Annotated in this window: 3 protein-coding genes; 2 read left to right on the top strand and 1 reads right to left on the bottom strand. The window is 28.2% G+C overall.

Annotation, left to right across the window (positions count from 1 at the left end; translation table 11 throughout):
• The first annotated feature begins 172 nt into the window (after window positions 1-172).
• The gene (locus tag N4T77_RS20055; protein ID WP_261673635.1) at window positions 173-889 is read left to right on the top strand and encodes a phosphatase; all 717 of its coding nucleotides are present in this window, start codon (window positions 173-175) and stop codon (window positions 887-889) included.
• 134 nt (window positions 890-1,023) lie between these two features.
• On the opposite strand, the gene N4T77_RS20050 is transcribed toward N4T77_RS20055, so the two are convergent.
• Complete coding sequence (locus tag N4T77_RS20050; protein ID WP_261673634.1) at window positions 1,024-1,200, bottom strand: hypothetical protein; 177 nt, start codon at window positions 1,198-1,200, stop codon at window positions 1,024-1,026.
• A 386-nt stretch (window positions 1,201-1,586) separates the two neighbouring features.
• Between N4T77_RS20050 and N4T77_RS20045 the strand changes: the two genes are divergently transcribed.
• On the top strand, window positions 1,587-2,141 hold the full coding sequence (locus tag N4T77_RS20045) for an NUDIX hydrolase (protein WP_261673633.1): 555 nt from the start codon (window positions 1,587-1,589) through the stop codon (window positions 2,139-2,141).
• Window positions 2,142-2,202 lie beyond the last annotated feature (61 nt).

Below are 2,202 nucleotides of genomic sequence, written 5' to 3'. Positions count from 1 at the left end.
AATTTAGAAAAGACACTAAGCGTGAAGCTTAGTGTCTTTTCTATTTAATACTTTTATAGGCCTGGAATTCATTATTAAGAGGCTGGATATACTAAAATATTAGTAAAAGATCAGGATAATTAATAATTCTATATTTTTAAATTAAAATACTTTTGTGAAAGGGAGTTTTGGTATGAATTATATACTAGATACACACACACATACTATAGTTAGTGGCCATGCATATACAACATGGCTAGAGAATGTGAAAGAAGCAGCTAAAAATGGCATAAAAATTTTAGGAACAACAGATCATGGACCTGCTATGCCTGGAGGACCACATATTTTTCATTTTAAAAATTTAAAAGTTATGCCAAGAGAACTTTTTGGAGTTTTACTTCTAAGAGGGTGTGAAGCAAATATAATAGATTTTCAGGGCAATTTAGATATTCCAGAAAGTGTATTAAAAAATCTAGATGTAGTCATAGCAAGCTTACATGATGTTTGTATAAAACCAGGAACCAGAGAAGAGAATACAGAGGCTTTATTAAATGTGATGAATAATAAATACGTACATATAATAGGACATTCGGGAAATCCTAGTTTTTCTATATATGAAGAAGAGGTAATTAAAAAAGCAAAAGAAAAAGATATTCTTATAGAAATAAATAATGGATCCTTTAATTCCAGATCAGGAAGCGAAGAAAATTGCATGAAGATAGCGAGATTATGTAAAGAATATAATGTTAAAATTGTGCTTGGAAGTGATGCTCACACCTGTTTTCAAATTGGCAAGTTTCCTAAAGCTGAAAAAATACTAGAAGCTATAGATATGCCAGAAGAACTTATAATGAATGTTGGAGGAGATAGATTTATAGACTACTTAAAGAGTAAAGGAAAATTGGAGTAGTACCAGGTTTTCTTTTAGTATAATAATATAAGTAATATATATTTACTAAAAAGTATCCTGTAATGATATTTAAATTGAGAATTAGACGAACGTATATAGACTTAATTAATAACAATCTATATACGTTCTAGTTATTAGTGTCCATTAGATTCGTTGTCGCCTTCCTTGTTAAATAAGTCTCGTATGGAGAGAGGCGGTAAACTCCTATCAAACATATCTTCCGTTTGTTTATTTATTCTCTCATCTGAAACAAATATACTAGCAAATTCAGTAATTGGATTAATGTAATCCTTTCTATTTTTATCGGCCATTAAATCACCTCCATTAATATTATTAAAAAGAAACATTATAAATATACAAAAGAACTAAAAGCTAATAAAACAAGATTAATGAATTGTTTCTTAAAGAGATGAACATTGATATTATGGAGGCAAGTTTTTCCGGAAAAAACTTAATATGCTGCGGAAATGATTTTTATATATGAATTTTACTGCAAATTTCCATCAGAATTACTTGCTTTTTTTAGGATTTTTAGTGATATTTTTATAAAAGCACCTAATAACAAAAATTAATTAAAGAAGACTATGGTGTTTTGACAAAAGTTTAACTATAATAGAAGGTGCAATTTAGTAAGGAAATCACAAAGAATATTAGCCAAAACTTAAGTTATTTATATTTTATGAGAGGGGAGAAAAATATGAGTTGGATACAATCAATAAAAGAGTATTGTCCTTATAATGAACAAGAGGAAAAAGATAAAGAGATAATGTTAAAATGTATTAATATATTTAATGATATTTTAACTAGAAATAATGAAATTGTGCATATAACAAGCTCTGCCTTTATAGTTAATAGAGAAAAAGACAAAGTGCTAATGGTCCACCATAATATATATAATTCTTGGTCCTGGACAGGGGGGCACGCAGATGGAGAAGAAGATTTATTACTTGTTGCTGTTAAAGAAGCTAAGGAAGAGACGGGGATAAAGAATGTCTATCCAGTTACTAAGAATATTTTTTCATTAGATATTTTACCTGTTATAGGACATATTAAAAAAGGAAAATACGTATCCCCTCATTTACATCTATCAATTGCTTATTTAATAGAAGCAGATGAAAGTGAATTACTTATTATTAAAGAAGATGAAAATAGTGATGTTAAGTGGATTCCAATGAATAAGATAAATATGTATTCTAATGAGCCACATATGCATAAAGTTTACAACAAAATAGTATCTAAAATAAGAGGTTAGTAATTTTAAGAAGGGATAAAGCTATAATATTTGGAAATAACCTATAGTTTTAAAGGTTAAC

The organism is Clostridium sp. CX1 (assembly GCF_025398335.1).
In the GTDB taxonomy this organism is placed as follows: Bacteria; Bacillota; Clostridia; order Clostridiales; family Clostridiaceae; genus Clostridium_AM; species Clostridium_AM tanneri.
This window is presented reverse-complemented; position numbering and strand designations above follow the sequence as displayed.